The following is a 15,541-nucleotide window of genomic DNA, read 5'->3' on the forward strand; positions in this document are numbered from 1 at the left end:
ATCCTGACTGCTACGGGGCTCCCATCGCACTCTGCGTGTCGACACTCGCAAAACCCTCGTCGAGCATCTGCGCCACCCGTTGGTCGCGCGCGGCGACGCTCTTTTCGCCGAGCACCACCGCGATCAGCCGGCGGCGGCCGCGCTTGGCGGAGGCGGCGAGGTTGAAGCCGGCCTCGACGGTATAGCCGGTCTTGATCCCGTCCAGCCCGTCGAACTTGCCGAGCAGGTGGTTGTGGTTCTGGAGGCGGCGGGGGCCCCAGTCGAACGTGCGGGTGCTGAAATAGGCGTAGCGCCGCGGATGCTGGTTGAGCAGCGCCATCGCCAACTTGGCCATCTCGGTGGCGGTGGTAACGTTGGCGCCGGGCAGGCCGGTGACGTTGGTGAAGGCGGTTTCGTGCATGCCGAGCTTGTGCGCCTTGGCGGTCATCTGCGCCGCAAACGCGGCTTCGCTGCCGCCGAGCTTTTCGGCGAGCGCGACCGCGACGTCATTGGCCGAATTCACCGCAATGGCGCGGATCGCCTGATCGACGGTGATCGAGCTGCCGGGGCGCAAGCCGAGCTTGGATGGCTGCTGGCTCGCCGCCTTGCGCGAGATCGGCACGCGATCGCCGAGCGACAGCTTGCCGCTGTCCAGCGCGTCGAATGCGAGGAACAGCGTCATCATCTTGGTGAGCGAGGCCGGCCGGCGGACGAGATTGGCGCCCTGGGCATAGAGCACGTTGCCGTCGCGGGCATCGACCAGGATCGCCGACACCGGCCGTACCGCGCGTGCCGTCGCCGGCGGGCTGAGCGCCGGCGCAGTGCGTGCTGCGCCGGCGGTGCCGAGCAGCAGCGCGGCCCCGGCTAGCACCACCGCCGGCCCTCGTTGCATGATCTGCCGGGTCACTGCGGCTCGGTGTTGTTCGCGGGCTGCTCGTCGCGCGGCATGTGCGCGGTCATGCCGGTGGCATCGGCATCGTCCTGGACCTGGACGTCGGGCGCGATCTCGGCCTCGGGCGGCGGGGTGGCGACGCTGGCGTTGGTCTCCACCGCCGGCGCGGGCGGCAGTTCGGGTGCCGGCGTCGGCGCCGCCTCTTCGGGCACCCCCGGGTCGGTGACGGCATTCTCCATCACCGGTGCGTCGTCGTGCGGCGCCTTCGAACAACCGGCAAGCGCCGCGGCGGCGAGCAGGGCGGTGGCCAGGCCGAGCCGGGTCTTGGTAATCCTGATCGTCATCATCTGTCCCTTCACCGTGGCGCGAGCGCCTGGCGCGCCGATCGCGCCTCGATCTTTGCGGCGAGCGTGCCGTCCCACCCATAGGGATCGTCACGGAAATTCATCTGGCCGTTGCCGCTGGCAAATGCCGTCCAATAGAGCAGGTACACCGCGACCGGCTTGGCGAGCCGCGCCCGGACGGTGTCGCCCTTGTCGACCGCCGCCGTCACCGCCTCGGGTGTCCAGGTCGCATCGCCCTTGAGCAGCAGGTTCGCGAGTTCCTCCGGCTTTTCCAGGCGCACGCAGCCGTGGCTGGCGAGGCGGCTGAAGCTGGCGAACTTGGCGCGCGATGGCGTGTCGTGGAGATAGACCGAATAGGGATTGGCGAAATCGAACTTGAAGCGGCCGAGCGCGCTCTGGTCGCCGGCCTGCTGCTGCAGCCGCGTGCCATCGATCACCTTGAAGCCGTTGCGGCGGAAGTAGCCGGGGTTGGCCTTCTCCTTGGGCCACAGCTCCTTGGTGGCGATCCCGGTCGGGACGTTCCACGGCGGGTTGATGACGACGCTGTGGATTGCCGACGACAGCATCGGCGTCTCGTCACCGGGGCGGCCGGTGACGGCGCGCATCGAAGTGACCGGCTTGTCGCCGTCGAACACGGTGAGCACCGCGGCGGCGATGTTCACCTGGATACGGTCGCGCGGCAGATCCTGCGGCAGCCAGCGCCAGCGCTCCATGTTCGCCATGATCTGGTGGACGCGCTGCGCGGCCGGCACGTTGAGCGCGGCGAGGGTCTGGCCGGCGACGATGCCGCTCGGATTGAGCCCATAGCGGCGCTGCGCGCGGCGCACCGCCTCGACCAGTTCGAGGTCGAACGTGTCGCCGCTCGCCGCCACTGACTTGTCCTCGATCGCGAGGCGCTTGCGCAACGCCGCAACGCGCGGACCGGTGGCGTTGATCGTCATGTCGGGGCCGGCGGCGAGCGTCGCCCAGCCGCCGTCGGCGGCGATCTGGCGATAGCGGTCGAGCCCGGTCTTGAGGCTGTCATAGCCGGTATAGGGCGGCGGCAGCGCGGCGAACCAGGCCGCGAGCCGGTCACGGCGGACCGCGTCGGCAAAGCCGGGCAACGGATCGAAGGCGGGCGGACGCAGGCCCCAGTCGCGCTGGAAATCGGCCTCGGCGAGGCGACCGGCGTGCACCGCGCGAGCGTGATCGAGCGCCTCGCGCACCAGCCGGTCGCTGTCGCCGGCGCCGACCGGCAGCGAGCCTGAGGTGCTCAGCCCCTGCGCGAGGCGATCGGCATCGAGCAGCTTGGCGAGCTGCCTGGCCTGCGCATCGCTCAACGTCGGCAGTGGCGCGGCGGGCATCGGCGCGGGCAGCAGCGAGACCGGCGGCGGCGGGGTCTGGCCTTGGTCCACGGGCAACGGGTTGGTCTGGGCGACCACCGCCGAAAACGGCAGCGATGCCAGCAGGGCGGAGGCCGCGACGGTGCGGATCAAGCGGGAAGTCGTCGTGGAGATGCTGTGCATATCGGCCCTTGTAGGATCGCGCAGACCCTCGCACGATCAACCTCGCTCTACGCTGAACGACAGCGGAAAACGACAGGGAAGATGCTCGATATTTTGCCCCGTCGACGTTGCTACAGCATCGCTGCCAGTGCCGGGCTCAGCCACTCGCGGCCCGATCGCGAGGCGATCCGCGCCGCCAGCTGCTCGCGCGTCGCCATCGCCAGCGCCGCCTCCGGCTCGATCACGGTGAGCGCGCTCGCCCAGGCATCGGCGACCATCGCGGAGGCGTGGAGCACGCTCACCGCCGCGGTGTCATGGCCGATCGGCCGACCGGTGCGCGGGTCGAGGGTGTGGGCGCCGCGGACATAATCACCCGAGGTCGCGACCGCGAGTTGATGAAGCGCGACCCGCAACGGCGCCAGGGCGACGCCGGGCGGCGCCTCGAGCTCGACCCACCAGGGATCGCCATCGGGGCGGATGCCGCGCCCGACGCATTCGCCGCCCACTTCCACCAGCGCATGGTCATGGCCTGCCGCCGCGATCGTCGCCGCGACCGCGTCGGCGGCGTGGCCTTTGGCGATGCCGGACAGGTCCAGCCACACGCCCCCGGGCTGGTGCAGCCGGCGCGCCGCAGGATCGAAGGCGAGCCGCTGCCATCCCGACGCTGCCCGAGCGGCGGCGATCGCGTCGGCCGCCGGCGGCTGGGTCACGGTGCGCGGGCCGAGGCCCCAGCAATCGGTCAGCCGCCCCAGCGCAGGGTCGAACGCGCCGCCCGAACGCGCCGCGATGTCCAGCGCGGCGGCCATGACATGGGCGAAATCGGGGGGGAGCACGGTCGCGCTGCCGGCGGGCGCCTGGTTGAACCGGCCCAGCGTCGACGTGGCCAGCCAGTGGCTCATTTCCGCGACCAGCCCGTCGAGCCGCTGCTGGATCGCCGTGTGCAGCGGCTCGACCGCGGCGCCCGCGGGCATGGCGATGAGCACACGCCAGCCGGTGCCCATCGTCTCGCCGCCAAGCCGCGCGATCGTCGCCCCGGGATCGATCGCGGCGAGCGCGTTGGGATCAATCGCCAGCGGCACGGCGTGGCGGGGAGCGGCGGCGGGCGCCGCGCCGATCACGGGGCGAGCACCTCCAGGGTGCTGGTGTAGCTCATCCGGCGCTGGGCGGCGCGCGGGGTGCTCGGGTGATCGTCGCTGGCGGTGGCGTTGAGCCAGTACATGCCGGCGAACGGCCAGCGGATGGTGAGCACGCCATCGGCGCCGGTGGTAAGGTCCTGCGCGCCCTCGCTGTCGCGATAGCGCTTGCCGCCGGGCACCAGCGTCACCTTGAGGTTGGCGGCAGGCTTGCCGTCGATCAGGAAGCGCAGCCGTGCCGGCTCGTTGGCGACCAGCTCGTCCGGATGCGTCACCGGCACCATCTCCAGCCCCTTGTTGCTGGGCTTGAACACGGTCTGCGTAGGCGCGCCGGCGGTGACGAAGATCGCGTTGCGGCTGATCGTCTCGGTGAGCTTGAGATCGGTCGCACCGGCCGGGATCTCGGCCAGCGTGGCGACGCTGTGTGCCGGAGGGATTCGGCCGCCCGGGCCGCCGGGGCCCTCTGCGCCGCCAGCAGCTTGCGCACGGGGCGGCATCGCCGCGCCTGCCGGCCGCTCGCGGCCCGCACCGGCGCCGACACCCGCGCTGGCCCCCGGTGGTGGCCCGCGCCGGCGTCCGACCGACCATTCCTCGCCGTTGAGCGTAAACGTGCCGCCGACGTTGGTGTCCTCGGTACCGATCTTCCAGGTGCCGGGCTTGTCGAGATGGACGTCGAAGGTGGAGCGATAGCGCCCCTTGGCGGCATTCTCGATCTGGCCCGTCGAGCCATCGGGTGCCCAGACTCTGATGCCGTCGGTGCTCATCGGGAAGTGGTCGGGGTAGAACAGGTCGTTGGAAATGGCGGCGTCCACCGTCACCCAATCGTCGGTGCCCGAGAAGGTGGTGGCGGACGGCACCAGCCAGGGGCGGTGCGCCAGCGCCGGACCGGCGATCGCGATCAGGGCGACCGCGGCGAGGATTCGTTGCTTCAACATCGTCAGGCCTTTCAGCGGAGGGACACGGCACCGAGTTCGGTGGTGCCGGCAGTGGCGGCGGCCTTCGCGGGCACCGAGATCGGCAGCGACACCAGCTCGCGTCCGCCGGTCTCGCGCGCTGCCTCGACGTGGAGGACATATTGGCCGGCGGGCAGATTGGCGGGGAGCGGCACGGTATAGGTGCCCGGCGCGCGGGTTGCGCCACTGACGCCGTCGGCGGGCAGGGCGAGGCTGCGCCCGCCCTTGCGCCACCAGCTGCGCAGATCGGCGAGCCATTTGGTGCCGGGCTCGTTGCCGCGCTTCTTGACGTCATACCAGACGAACAGCGTCTTCGCCGCGCCGCCGGCGGCGGGTTCCAGCCAGCCGGCCACATAGGGCCGGTGATATTCCGCCACGGCCACGCGCGGGATGGTGACGCTGACCGTGCCCGCGGTCGCGGGCGCCGCGATCAGGCCGGTGAGGAGCAGGGACTTGTGCATCGTGTCGGGCACCATTCGTGGGTGGTCGTCAATGGATCAGGAACAACGCGATCAGCACCGGGATGGCGAGGCTGACCGCGACCAGCGGCCAGGTGGAGGGCCGATGGCGGGCGTGGAGCTGGAGCAGCAGGAAACCGGTGAGGGTGAAGACGATGCAGGCGGCGGCGAAGGCATCGATGAACCAGAACCAGACCGTGCCGGCATTGCGGCCCTTGTGGAGGTCGTTGAGGTAGGACACCCAGCCACGATCCGTGATCTCGGCGGACACCGCGCCGGTGCTGCGATCGATGCTCACCCAGGCGTCGCGACCGGGGCCGGGCAGGGCGACATAGGCATCGTCGGACCATTCGGCGGGCTTGCCCGCGGCATCGAGGCCGACCGCCATCGCGAGATGCGCCGACACCGCGGCCGGCAGTGGCGCGTCGGCGGCAGGGGGCGTCTTCTTGAGCAAGGCGAGCAGCGGCGCCGGCAGCGTCGCCGCCCGCGTGGTGACCCGGGGCGTGGCGCCGATGCTGCCGGCGTGGTTGAGGGTGAGGCCGGTGACCGCAAACAGCAGCATGCCCGCGAGCGACAGCGCCGCGCTGATCCAATGCCAGGTGTGGAGCTGCTTCATCCACCAGGAGCGGAACTTGCGCTTGCGCTTGGCTGGCGGAACCGCCGACCCCGCGTCGGTCGACGCAGCCGCTCGGCGCGTCGGCGGCACCAACTCGGCAGCCATACCCGCGCGCGCTGCGTCGATGTCACTGCCGTCCAACCCCGATGCCTCCTTGCGTCGCGCGACATCATCCCCGCCGCCATCGCGCCATGACATATAATGCAACTCACTCGCAAGAGGTGTGGGCTGGGTTCTCGATCATATCGTCTGATGACGACCGTGCCAGGCCACGCGCATTGCGCCCGACCATACCGCCCGATAGCATCACCCGCTCGACTGCTCCCGCCCGAAGGATCTGCCTCCGTGATCATGCGACGCTCGCTTGCCCTGTTGCTCATCGGATCGATGGCGGCCCCAATCGTCGCGGCCGCCCCACAGTCCTCCGCGCCGGTCTCCCAGCCGGCTCCGGCCACCGCTGCGGAAGACGCCCGCCTGCTCACGTTCCTCGATGCCGCGTTCGACCAGCAGGTCGCACTCAGCCCGCAGACGATGACCAGCCTCGGTCTTAAGACCGATTACAGCAAGCTCGACGATTATACCGACGCCGGCGCGCAACGCCGTATGGCGCTTGAGCAAAAACAGCTCGCGGATCTCCGCAAGAGCTTCACCCCGGCGCGGCTGAGCCCCAGTGCGCGGCTCAGCTACCGCCTGTTCGAAGATCAGGTGGAGACCGACCGTCGCCAGTTCGCGTTCCGCAACTATGATTTTCCGGTCTCGACCAACGGCAGCCCGGCGGGCAACATTCCGGTGTTCCTCATCAACGAGCATCGGATCGACACGGTCGGCGATGCCGAGGCGTATATCGCCCGGTTGCGCGACAGCCGGCGGGTGATGGCCGAGGTCGCGGCGACGATGCGCGATCAGGCGGCGCACGGCATCGTGCCGCCGAAGATGGTGTTTGCGCCGGCGCGGGCGGATGCCCACAAGGTGATCACCGGCGCGCCGTTCGACAATGGCCCCGACAGTTCGCTGCTCGCCGACGTCAAGAAGAAGGTCAGCGCGCTTAAGGTGCCGGACGCGACCAAGCAGCGGCTGATCGGCGAGGCGAGCGCGGCGCTCACCGGCCCGTTCCGCGCGGGATTCGATACGCTGTTCGCCGCGCTCGACGAGATCGAGCCCAAGGCCAAGGGCAATGACGGCGCCTGGAGCCTGCCCAATGGCGACGCTTATTATGCCGCGCGGCTCAACTATTACACCACCACCGCGCTGACCGCCGACCAGATCCACCAGATCGGCCTCGACCAGGTCAAGGCGATCACCGCCGAGATGGAGGCGGTGAAGCAGCGGATCGGCTTCAAGGGCACGCTCGGCGAATTCTTCACCGCGCTGCGCACCGACCCCAAGTTCAAATATCCCAACACCGATGGCGGTCGGCAGCAATATCTCGCCGACGCGCGCGCCGCGATTGCCGAGATCATGGCGGCGGCGCCGCGCTTCTTCAGTCGCCTGCCCAAGGCGCCGCTCGAAGTGCGCGCGGTGGAGACCTGGCGGCAGGACACCGCCGCGGTCGCCTTCTACGACCAGCCCGCGCCGGATGGTTCGCGACCCGGGATCTTCTACGTCAACCTCGCCGACATGAACCAGGTGCAGAAACCCCAGGTCGAGGGCATTGCCCATCATGAGGGCGCACCCGGCCACCACTTCCAGATCGCGCGCGCGCAGGAGCTGACCGGCGTGCCCAAGTTCCGCCGGTTCGGCTATTATGGCGCGTATACCGAGGGCTGGGGGCTCTATTCGGAGCGGCTCGCCAAGGAGATGGGCGCCTATAAGGATCCCTATTCAGAATTCGGCATGCTCTCGCTGCAGATCTGGCGGGCGTGCCGACTGGTGCTTGATACCGGCATCCACGCCAAGCACTGGTCACGCGAGCAAGCGATCGCCTATTTCACCGAGCACGCGCCCTTGTCGCAGCGCGACGTCGTCAAGGAAGTGGATCGCTACATCAACAACCCGGGCCAGGCCACGAGCTACATGGTCGGCCAGCTCAGGATCACCGCGCTGCGCCACAAGGCGGAGGCTGCGCTCGGCCCGCGCTTCGACATCCGGGCGTTTCACGAGGTCGTGATCGGCAGCGGCGCGCTGCCGCTCGACGTGCTCGAGGAGCAGGTCGACGCCTATATCGCCGCGAACAAGGCGGGGTGAGGATCGGGCATGAGCCGCGGCCCATTCTTACCTTGTCATGCTGAACTCGTTCCAGCATCCATCACCTGCCGGTGCCACTCGCGGCACGGTCGGCCCATGGATCCTGAAACGAGTTCAGGATGACGACGGGTGGGGTCGCGGCGGTCGGGCGTAATGTTGGCGCCCGCAGACCGTCGCCGCTAGCTCACACCCTGAACTTATATGTCGCGCCCGGCGCCCGCTCGATGTCCGGCGGGAAGCTCGCGCGCTTGTCGTCGTAATATTGCCGGCGGTGATCGCCGTCGGCGGCGGCATTGTAGGTGAGATAAAGGATCCGGCGCTGCGCATCGGTGAGGTTCGGCTTGGACGCATGCGGCGCATAGCTGTCGAAGAACAGCACGTCACCGGGTTCGGTGGGGATCGGGATCAGCGCGAAGGCGTCCATCTGCTCAGCGGTCAGTGGCTGCCATTCCTCGCCGACCATGGTCGTGATCCGCGGCGCGCTGGTCATTTCGAGGCAGCCGTTCTCGGTCGTCGCGCGATCGATCCCGACCAGCGCGGTGACGAACATCGGCGCATATCTGGTCCAGCCCGCCTGCTGGTCCTGATGCGGCTCGAAGCCAGCGCCGCCCGCCTTCTTAAAGTTGATCTTTTCCTTGAACAGCAGCGACGGGCCGCCCAGCAGCTGCGCCACCGCGTCGGACAACCGGCCGTGGCGGACGAGCGCGTCGAACGCGGGATGATAAGGGCAGAAATCCTCGATCCGCTGCATCACCCGCTCGCCGGGGGTGGTCACGCTATCTTCGTAATAGACCATGTGCCGGCCCGGTTCCTCGGGCAGCGCGACCAGTTCGTCGGTCCAGCCGGCGATCTCGGCCGCCTCGGCCGGGGTGAACAGCCCGCGCTTCGCGACCCATCCGGTTTCGGCGAAATGGGCGATGTCATCGGGCGTCAGGGGAAGGCAATCGTGCAGCGACATGTCAGCTCACCAGATGCGGGAGGATGGCGTCGCGGGCCTTGGCGACGTCTTCGGGGAAATCGATTTCGGTCCAGGGCAGGTCCGTGACGTCCACGTAGGAGAAGTCGGCGGGATGGGCGAGCATCAGATCGCGGATGGCTTCCTCATATTCGACGTCTGTGCGACCCGCGGCGACATAACGGTCGCAGGCGTCTGCGAGCCTGGCGGCCACCGCCGGCGCAAATTTGAAGAAGCCGACCGACTCGCCATGCCAGTCATGGTCATGCTCGGGCTTTTTGCGAAAATCGACCATGGTCTCGCCACGGAAGCAGACCTTGACCGGTTCGTCGCCGGGCTCGAGCTCGCGATCGACCAGCAGCACCGCCTCGCCCGGCGCGGCGACCAGCCGCTCGAGGATGCGCCGATCGTAGAGCACGTCGCCGTCCATCAGCAGTACGGGCCGCCCGGCACGGAGCCGGTCGCGCTGCACCCATAACGATATCAGGCTGCCCTGGCGGTAATCGGGGTTCAGCATCGTTCCGGCACGCGTCCCCAGCGCAGCGGCGAGCACGGGTGCTTCATGGCCGATGGTAACGACGATGTCGTCCACGCCCACCGCGGCGAGCGCTTCGAGATGACGCTCGATCAGCGAGCGACCGGCGAAATCGAGCAGCACCTTGGGGCCGTCGTGGGTCTCGCCGAGTCGACGGCCGACGCCGGCGGCAAGGAGGATCGCGATCGGCGCCTGGTCATCTGCGGGGGCACGCATTGTTTCCGAAGGGGACGGGCTGGCTTGGCTTGTCTGCATGGGCAAGCGGCTATAACGAGCGCCCTTGCCGCGGCCAAGGACACTGGGGGCTTCGTCGCGACGCCCGTGATTTATACCCACCGAAAGTCCCGCGCTTCATGAACGATCAATCGACCAGCTTCGTCACGCCCGCCCCGGGCCTGAGCCGCGCCACCTTGCTGCGTAATGCCATCGAAGGCGCCGAGCTCGCCTTCCTGATGGAGGCGCACAGCGGCCTGTCGGCGAAGATCGTCGAGGAAGCGGGATTCGGCGGCATCTGGGCCTCGGGCCTCAGTATCTCGGCGAGCCTCGGCCTGCGCGACAGCAACGAGGCGTCCTGGACCCAGGTGCTCGACGTGCTGGAATATATGGCCGACGCGACAACGCTGCCGATCTTGGTCGACGGCGACACCGGCTATGGCAATTTCAACAACGTCCGCCGCCTCGTCCGCAAGCTCGGCGAGCGCAACATTGCCGGCGTGTGCATCGAGGACAAGCTGTTCCCGAAGACCAATTCCTTCATCGGCGAGGAACAGCCGCTCGCCGATATCGGCGAGTTCTGCGGGCGGATCACCGCGGGCAAGGACAGCCAGACCAGCGACGATTTCGTCATCGTCGCGCGCGTCGAGGCGCTCATCTCGAGCCGGCCGATGGAAGAGGCGCTGCGCCGCGCCGAGGCCTATCACGCCGCCGGTGCCGACGCGATCCTGATCCATTCCAAGAAGGCGGACGGCAAGGAGATCTTCGAATTCTGCCGCCGCTGGGGCAATCGCGCGCCCGTCGTGATCGTGCCGACGACCTATTACCCGATCCCGACCGACCAGTTCCGCGAGGCGAACATCTCAACGGTGATCTGGGCCAACCATCTGATGCGCGCCTCGATCACCGCGATGCGCGAGACGGCGAAGACGATCCACGCCGAGCAGTCGCTGATGAACATCGAAGGTCGGGTGATCCCGGTCAAGGAAGTGTTCCGGCTGATGGGCAATGCCGAGCTGGAAGAGGCCGAGAAGCGCTATCTGCCCGAGACGCCGCGCCCGCGCGCGGTGGTGCTCGCGGCATCCGGCGGCGACCTCGGCGAGCTGACCCGCGACCAGCCCAAGTGCATGATCGACGTCCGCGGCCAGTCGCTGCTCGCCCGTCAGGTCGCAACCTTCGCCGACACCGGGATTCGCGATGTCACCGTAGTCCGTGGCTTTGCCAAGGACGCCGTGGCGCTGAAGGGGATCAAGACCGTCGACAACGATCGTTTCGCCGAAACCGGCGAGGTGTTCTCGCTGGCGCAGGCGGCCGATGTGCTGTCCGGCGAGGTGGTGGTGTCCTACGGCGACGTACTGTTCCGCAACTATATCCTCGAGAGCCTGCTTTCGAGCAAGGCCGACATCGTCCTCGCCGTCGATGCGACGCCGCGTGAGGGCAAGGCGGTGCGCGATCTGGTGCTCGCCGACCACGCCTTTTCCGGCAGCTATCTCGACGAGGCACCCGCGCATCTCACCCGCATGGGCAGCGATCTCGGCGCCGCGGTTAGCGGCGAATGGGTCGGCCTCGCCCGGTTCAGCGCGACCGGCACCGGCTGGCTGCGCGACGAGATCGCCGCGCTCGACGCGGAAGGCCTGCTCGAGACCGCGGACCTGCCGCTGCTGCTCACCCGCATCGCCGCCAAGCATCCGGTGCGGGTAAAGTATTTCACTGGCCACTGGATGGACGTCAACACGCTCGCCGACGTCGCCGACGCGCGCAACTTCACCTGATGATCACCGCCGATGCGTTCATGGACGCGGCCTCGGCGGCCGGGTTCGATTTCTACACCGGGGTGCCGTGCAGCTATCTCACGCCGCTGATCAACGGCGTCCTCTCCAATCGCTCGCTGCGCTATGTCGGCGCGGCGAGCGAGGGCGAGGCCGTTGCGATCGCGGCGGGGGCTTGGCTCGCCGGCCGGCAGACGGTGGCGATGTGCCAGAACTCCGGCCTCGGCAACATGGTCAACCCGCTGACCTCGCTCAATGCGCCGTTTGCGATTCCGACGCTGCTGATCACCACCTGGCGCGGCCGCCCGGGCGAGCCCGACGAGCCGCAGCATGTGGTGATGGGCGAGATCACCCAGCATCTGCTCGGGCTGATGGGGATCAAGCAGCGCCCGTTCCCCAACACCGCCGATGACGTCGCGCCCGCGCTCGCCCAGGCGACCGCCGCGATGGCGGCGAGCAGCCAGCCGTTCGCCTTCGTCATGGCCAAGGGCGATGTTGCCGACACCGCGCTCGACCAGCCGACGCGCGCGCTGCCAGCGCCGGGACGCTACGCCGATCATCGCCGCCACGGCGAGCGGCCGACCCGGGTCGCGGTGCTCGAGCGCTTTCTCGCGCTGACCGACGACGACACCGCGGTGATCGCCACCACCGGCAAGTCGGGCCGCGAACTGTTCACCCTCGCCGATCGCGAGCAGCACCTCTACCAGGTCGGCTCGATGGGCGGCGCGGCGGGCATGGCGCTCGGCGTCGCGCTCAACACGCACAAGCGCGTGGTGGTGATCGACGGCGACGGTGCCGCGCTGATGAAGCTCGGCACGCTGGCGACGATCGGCGCCGAGGCGCCGGCGAACCTCGTCCACCTGCTGCTCGACAATGGCGTGCACGATTCGACCGGCGGCCAGGCGACCGTCTCCGCGTCGGTCGATTTCGCCGCGATCGCGCTCGCCTGCGGCTATGCCCATGCCGCCTTGGTCGACGACCTCGCCGGGTTCGACGTTGCTTGGCGCGAGGCCCATGCCGCAGCCGGCCCGGCGATGATCCACCTGCGCATCGCGCCGGGGTCGATGAAGACGCTCGGCCGCCCGACCGTGACGCCGGAGGCCGTGGCGCGCCGCTTCAAGGCGTTCCTGGCGCGGTGAAGCGGTCGGCGATCGTCGCCATCCTGATCGGCCTGGTGCTGGCGGCGACGCTGATCGCCACCAATGATGTCGGCCAGATCGCTGCCGCGCTCCATCATGCCGGTTGGGGCATCCTGCTGGTGGCGTTGCTGCACGTGCCGCAGACCTTCGCCTCGGCGCTCGGCTGGGACGCGCTGTTCGCGCGACGCGAGCGGCCGGGGCTCAGCCTTGCCTATCCGCTGCGATGGATCCGCGAGTCGGTCAACGCACTACTGCCGGTCGCGCAGATCGGCGGCGATCTGGTGCGCGCGCGATTGCTCGCTCAACGCGGCCCGACGATGGCGGCGAGCATGGCCACGGTGATGGTCGATCTGTCGATGGAGGCGGTGACCCAGGCGGTGTTCACCCTGCTCTGCGTCGGCCTGCTGATCCTCGGGCCCCACGGCGGCGAGGCGATCCCGCTGGCGATCGGCGCGATCATCGCCACCACCGTCATGGCGGGCGCGTTCGTGGTCGCCCAGCGCTTCGGGCTGTTCCGGCTGGTCGAACGTGCGGTTGCGCGCTGGACTGCCGGCCGCGACCTCGCCGGGCTTAACGCCGCGGTGATCGATCTTTATCGCCAGCCGCGGCGCTGGCTGCCGTCGGCGGGTTTTCACCTCCTTTCCTGGCTGCTCGGGGGGCTGGAGACCTGGGGCGCGCTTCATGTGCTCGACCTGCCATCATCATTACGCGAAGCGATGATCATCGAGGGACTGGGGCAGGCGGTGCGCGGCATCGGCTTCCTCATTCCCGGCGCACTCGGGGTGCAGGAAGGCGGCTATCTGCTGATCTGCGCGATGTTCGGCATCGCGCCCCAACAGGCACTCGCCCTGTCGCTGATCCGGCGGGGCCGCGAACTGGCGCTCGGGCTGCCGGGGCTCGCCATGTGGCACAGGATGGAGCGGGCGCCGGCCGCGCCCCAGGAAGGATGACGATGACCGACGCGCCGCTGCTGCTTACCCCCGGCCCGCTCACCACCGATCCCGCGGTACGCGGCGCGATGCTCGACGATTGGGGCTCGCGCGATCCGGCGTTTATCGCGCTCACCTTCGAGATGCGCCAGCGGCTGGTCGCGGTCGCGCATGGCGAGGGATCGCATGTCGCGGTGGCAATCCAGGGCAGCGGCACCTATGCGCTCGAAGCCGCGGCGGGCACGCTGCTCGGGCCCGAGGATACGCTGCTGGTGCTGATCAACGGCGCCTATGGCGAGCGGATGGCGGCGATCGCCACCCGGCTCGGCCACCGGGTGGAGACGATGCGCTGGGACGAGAGCGAGCCGGTCGACCCGGCCGCGGTGGCGCAGCGGCTCGCCGCCGATCCCGCGATCAGCCATGTCGCACTGGTCCATGTCGAGACCACCACCGGTCTGCTCAACCCGCTGGAGGAGGTCGCACGCGCGGTGGCGGCAGAAGGGCGGCTGCTGATCGTCGACGCGATGGCGAGCTTCGGCGCGCTGTCGATCGATCTGCGCACGCTGCCCGCGGCGGCGGTGCTCGCCTCGAGCAACAAATGCCTCGAGGGGACGCCGGGGATCGGCTTCGCGCTGGTCGACCGCGCGGTGCTGGCGGGCTGCGCCGGCCGCAGCGCTTCGATGAGCCTCGATCTCCACGCGCAATGGCAGGGGTTCGAGGCGAACGGCCAATGGCGCTTCACCCCGCCGGTTCAGGTCGTCGCGGCGCTGGTCGAGGCGTTGCGGCGGCTCGAGGCGGAAGGCGGCCCCGCAGCGCGGCTCGCGCGCTATACGGCCAATCTGGAGACGCTGCTGCGCGGCACCACGGCGCTCGGCATCGAGCTGTATCTCGACGGTACGGTGCAGGCGCCGATTATCGCCACCTTCCGCTCGCCGGCAGGGTTTGATTTCCACGCCTTCTACGCCGCGCTCGCGGCGGCGGGGTTCGTGATCTATCCGGGCAAGCTCACCAGGGGCGATTCGTTCCGGATTGGCTGCATCGGCGCGATCCCGCCAGGTGCGTTCGACCGGCTGGTCGCGGCGCTCGGCCCGGCGCTAGCGGCGGCGCGCAGCTAGCAGCGCGAGCACCAGCGCAGCCGCCGGGGTGATGATCGCCGCGGCGATTGTCATTGGCCAGGCGAGCCCGCACCAGATCAGGACCGGCACCAGGATCATCGCATCGTCGGGATCGATCGTGATCCCGTCGCTGACCTCGAAGCCGTGGACATCGGCGAGATTGAGGATGTTGAGTTCGGCAAACAAGATGCCGATGCCAAGACCCGCGGTGATGCCCAGCCAAACCGCGGCCGGGCCATGGCCGCCGGCCAGGCCGACGCCCAAGCCGATGAAGGTGGCGACGCTCGCCAGGCAGTCGCAGGCGAGATCGTAGCGATAGCCCCATACGCTCATCTGCCCGGTCTGGCGGGCGAGCTCGCCATCGGCGCGGTCGAGCAGCATCGACAGCACGAAGACGACGCCGCCCGCGATCATCGCCATGCCCGGCCCCCGCGCGAAGCAGCCCGCGGCGATCAGCCCGGTGATCAGCCGCACCGTGGTCACCTGGTTCGGCGTTGCGCCGGTTCTCGCCAGCAGCCGCACCGGGCGGCGGACGATCCGATGGATGACGGTGTTGGTACTCAAACGAATGGCTCCGAAGCAGCGGCGGCGAGCGATTGTCACGCCGGTGCCGGTGCTTGCAAGGCCACATTGCGGCGCCAACCGGCAAACGGGCTTTGTGTTACCAAATTTGGTCGGTTAGGACACCGCCATGTCTTTGCTTCCCGCGACGCCGTTGCTCGATACGGTCGCCAATCCCCATGATCTCCGCAAGCTGCTGCCCGAACAGCTCCGCCAACTGGCCGACGAGCTGCGTGCCGAGACGATCTCGGCGGTAGGCAGCACCGGCGGGCATCTCGGTTC

At 69.0% G+C, this 15,541-nt stretch carries 16 protein-coding genes; 6 read left to right on the forward strand and 10 right to left on the reverse strand.

The window, feature by feature from the left end:
• Positions 1-10 precede the first annotated feature (10 nt).
• The 7 genes from AC07M8_RS04075 to AC07M8_RS04105 all read right to left on the reverse strand — a co-directional run bounded on the left by AC07M8_RS04075 (position 11) and on the right by AC07M8_RS04105 (position 5,964).
• A complete protein-coding gene (locus tag AC07M8_RS04075; protein WP_495173097.1) occupies positions 11-886 on the reverse strand; it encodes a D-alanyl-D-alanine carboxypeptidase family protein in 876 nt (291 codons plus the stop codon).
• Complete coding sequence (locus tag AC07M8_RS04080) at positions 883-1,215, reverse strand: hypothetical protein (protein ID WP_495173098.1); 333 nt, start codon at positions 1,213-1,215, stop codon at positions 883-885. Before AC07M8_RS04080 ends, AC07M8_RS04075 begins: the two co-directional genes overlap by 4 nt.
• 11 nt (positions 1,216-1,226) lie before the next feature.
• Positions 1,227-2,720 (reverse strand): L,D-transpeptidase family protein, encoded by a 1,494-nt coding sequence (locus AC07M8_RS04085; protein WP_495173099.1) that lies wholly within the window; start codon positions 2,718-2,720, stop codon positions 1,227-1,229.
• 110 nt (positions 2,721-2,830) lie between these two features.
• Positions 2,831-3,817, reverse strand: coding sequence for an FAD:protein FMN transferase (locus AC07M8_RS04090; RefSeq protein WP_495173100.1), 987 nt, complete (start codon positions 3,815-3,817; stop codon positions 2,831-2,833).
• Positions 3,814-4,767: a DUF4198 domain-containing protein gene (locus AC07M8_RS04095; protein WP_495173101.1), complete on the reverse strand. Its 954-nt coding sequence runs from the start codon at positions 4,765-4,767 to the stop codon at positions 3,814-3,816. Before AC07M8_RS04095 ends, AC07M8_RS04090 begins: the two co-directional genes overlap by 4 nt.
• A gap of 11 nt (positions 4,768-4,778) precedes the next feature.
• A complete protein-coding gene (locus tag AC07M8_RS04100; protein ID WP_495173102.1) occupies positions 4,779-5,246 on the reverse strand; it encodes a DUF2271 domain-containing protein in 468 nt (155 codons plus the stop codon).
• Positions 5,247-5,274: 28 nt separating this feature from the next.
• Positions 5,275-5,964, reverse strand: a complete 690-nt coding sequence (locus tag AC07M8_RS04105) for a PepSY-associated TM helix domain-containing protein (protein ID WP_495173103.1) — start codon at positions 5,962-5,964, stop codon at positions 5,275-5,277.
• Between the two features lie 240 nt (positions 5,965-6,204).
• Here AC07M8_RS04105 and AC07M8_RS04110 point away from each other — a divergent pair, with 240 nt between their 5' ends.
• Entirely contained in the window at positions 6,205-8,043 is a 1,839-nt protein-coding gene (locus tag AC07M8_RS04110; RefSeq protein WP_495173104.1) for a DUF885 domain-containing protein, read from the forward strand.
• Positions 8,044-8,227: 184 nt separating this feature from the next.
• On the opposite strand, the gene AC07M8_RS04115 is transcribed toward AC07M8_RS04110, so the two are convergent.
• Together AC07M8_RS04115 and AC07M8_RS04120 are read right to left on the reverse strand one after the other, a co-directional pair.
• Positions 8,228-9,001 carry a phytanoyl-CoA dioxygenase family protein gene (locus AC07M8_RS04115; RefSeq protein WP_495173105.1) on the reverse strand — a complete coding sequence of 258 codons (774 nt, stop codon included), beginning with the start codon at positions 8,999-9,001 and terminating at the stop codon, positions 8,228-8,230.
• Between the two features lies 1 nt (position 9,002).
• Positions 9,003-9,749: a phosphocholine cytidylyltransferase family protein gene (locus tag AC07M8_RS04120; RefSeq protein WP_495173106.1), complete on the reverse strand. Its 747-nt coding sequence runs from the start codon at positions 9,747-9,749 to the stop codon at positions 9,003-9,005.
• 137 nt (positions 9,750-9,886) lie between these two features.
• On the opposite strand from AC07M8_RS04120, the gene aepX reads away from it, so the two are divergent.
• The 4 genes from aepX to AC07M8_RS04140 are packed head-to-tail and all read left to right on the forward strand — an operon-like array spanning position 9,887 to position 14,698.
• Positions 9,887-11,518: a phosphoenolpyruvate mutase gene (gene aepX / locus AC07M8_RS04125; protein ID WP_495173107.1), complete on the forward strand. Its 1,632-nt coding sequence runs from the start codon at positions 9,887-9,889 to the stop codon at positions 11,516-11,518.
• Positions 11,518-12,654 carry a phosphonopyruvate decarboxylase gene (aepY, locus tag AC07M8_RS04130; protein WP_495173108.1) on the forward strand — a complete coding sequence of 379 codons (1,137 nt, stop codon included), beginning with the start codon at positions 11,518-11,520 and terminating at the stop codon, positions 12,652-12,654. The genes aepX and aepY overlap by 1 nt, the downstream gene beginning before the upstream one ends.
• On the forward strand, positions 12,651-13,604 hold the full coding sequence (locus AC07M8_RS04135) for a lysylphosphatidylglycerol synthase domain-containing protein (protein WP_495173109.1): 954 nt from the start codon (positions 12,651-12,653) through the stop codon (positions 13,602-13,604). Before aepY ends, AC07M8_RS04135 begins: the two co-directional genes overlap by 4 nt.
• Before the next feature lie 2 nt (positions 13,605-13,606).
• Positions 13,607-14,698 carry a 2-aminoethylphosphonate--pyruvate transaminase gene (locus AC07M8_RS04140; RefSeq protein WP_495173110.1) on the forward strand — a complete coding sequence of 364 codons (1,092 nt, stop codon included), beginning with the start codon at positions 13,607-13,609 and terminating at the stop codon, positions 14,696-14,698.
• Here the strand turns inward: AC07M8_RS04140 and AC07M8_RS04145 are convergent.
• Positions 14,678-15,262, reverse strand: coding sequence for a CDP-alcohol phosphatidyltransferase family protein (locus tag AC07M8_RS04145; protein WP_495173111.1), 585 nt, complete (start codon positions 15,260-15,262; stop codon positions 14,678-14,680). The two genes, AC07M8_RS04140 and AC07M8_RS04145, sit on opposite strands and share 21 nt — an antisense overlap.
• Before the next feature lie 127 nt (positions 15,263-15,389).
• Here AC07M8_RS04145 and AC07M8_RS04150 point away from each other — a divergent pair.
• On the forward strand, positions 15,390-15,541 hold a 152-nt coding region (locus AC07M8_RS04150), incomplete at its 3' end, for a 1-deoxy-D-xylulose-5-phosphate synthase N-terminal domain-containing protein (protein ID WP_495173149.1).

The organism is Sphingomonas sp. GW821-FHT09E03, assembly GCF_059416225.1.